The organism is Microbacterium sp. (assembly GCF_049661145.1).
Taxonomy (GTDB): Bacteria; Actinomycetota; Actinomycetes; order Actinomycetales; family Microbacteriaceae; genus Microbacterium.
The window spans coordinates 1-1628 of record NZ_JBASZT010000207.1 but is presented as its reverse complement, the minus strand read 5'-3'; the positions used below and the strand labels follow the sequence as shown (position 1 = coordinate 1628).

Annotated in this window: 1 protein-coding gene; it reads right to left on the bottom strand. The window is 70.6% G+C overall.

Annotation, left to right across the window (positions count from 1 at the left end; all coding sequences use genetic code 11):
• Positions 1 to 137 precede the first annotated feature (137 nt).
• Positions 138 to 1523 carry an ATP-dependent DNA helicase gene (locus tag WBP48_RS08840; protein ID WP_424439133.1) on the bottom strand — a complete coding sequence of 462 codons (1386 nt, stop codon included), beginning with the start codon at positions 1521 to 1523 and terminating at the stop codon, positions 138 to 140.
• Between the last annotated feature and the right edge of the window lie 105 nt (positions 1524 to 1628).

The window sequence follows — 1628 nt, the reverse complement described above, 5'->3', positions numbered from 1 at the left end:
CCCCCGCCCGCGCGCGCCGCGCGCGCTCCGCCCGCGCTCCAACCGCGAGAGAACAACCGGGCGCCGAGGATACGGGCAACACCCGTTCTCTCGGCGGCGAGTTGTTCTCTCGCGGGGGGTGGGGCGGGCGGGCGACGTCACCGACCCGCAGCGCGGACCCCTGCCATGAACCGCCTCACGTCGGGGTCCACCAGGATGTCCGAAGGCCGGAGCGGGCGGGTCAGGTACAACCCGTCGAGCGAGGTCAGCCGCGACAGCGCGACGTAGGTCTGCCCCGGCGCGAACGCACCGGAGCCGAGGTCGATGACCGCCCGATCGTAGGTCTTCCCCTGCGACTTGTGGATCGTGACCGCCCACGCCAGTCGCAGCGGGAACTGCGTGAACTCCGCGACGATGTCGCGCGTCAGCTTCCGGGATGCCGGGTCGTACGCGTACCGATATTTCTCCCACACCGTCGGCTCGACGTCGACGTCCTCGCCGTCGAGCTCGACCCGCACGGTCCCGCCGGCGATGCGCTTGACCGTGCCGATCGAGCCGTTGACCCACCGCGGCCCGTCGGCCCGCGCCCCGCCGAGATCGTTGCGCAGGAACATCACCTGCGCCCCGACCTTCAGCTGCAGCTCGGTGTCGGCGGGGTACGCCTCACCGCGCCCGAAATCGCCGCTGATCTCCGCCCGCGCGGTCTGCACCGGACCGGTCAGCGCATCCAGATGCCGCTGGTTGATCCGGTTCACGATGTCGTTGCGCGTCGCGAGCGTGATGATCGGCGGTTCGCCGTCGACCGGCGGGGGCACGGGACGGGCGCCCGCCGCGTTGAGATGGCCCGCGATCTCCGCCGTCACCACGCCGTGGCGCACGGCGTTGAGCATCGCTTTGAAGTCGGCATCCGCCTGCCGATGGATCTCCCGCAGCTCTCGGATGTGCAGCGGCGCCCCGACCCGCCCGAGGTCGAGGAGCCCGTCGGAGCGGATCGCGGACCCGTCGGTCGACGGCCCCGCCCACACCTGCGCGTCGAAGAACCAGAACGACCGGTAGTGGTCGCGGATGTACCGCAGCTCGTCGCCGCGCGGCGGCACCGGCGAGAGCTGGTACGGGTCGCCGAACATGACGACCTGCACGCCGCCGAACGGCTCCGACCGGCGACGGCGCGCCTGGCGGAGCGAGCGGTCGATGGCATCCATGACGTCGGCGTTGACCATCGAGATCTCGTCGATGACGAGCGTGTCGATCGCGTTCATGATGCGGCGGGCGGGCTCGGACTGCTCCAGCTCGCTGTCGGCGATGAGTCCGATCGGCAGCCGGAACAGCGAGTGGATCGTCTGGCCCTCGACGTTGAGCGCCGCGACTCCCGTCGGCGCGCACACCGCGATCTGCTTGTCGGTATGCCACGCCAGATGCTGCAGCAGCGTCGACTTGCCGGTGCCGGCGCGACCCGTGACGAACACGTGCTCGCGCGTGTCCTCGATGAGGCGGAACAGCTCCTCCTGCTCGGGTGACAGGTCGGGAATGCTCACCGTAACCATGCTAGCTATCAGCATCGGTTTCCTAGACTGAGCCTGTGGACGGGGTGGACGCGGCGCTGCCGCCGGGCGTGAACGCGGGGGCGAACGCGGGTGCGGATGCCGGCG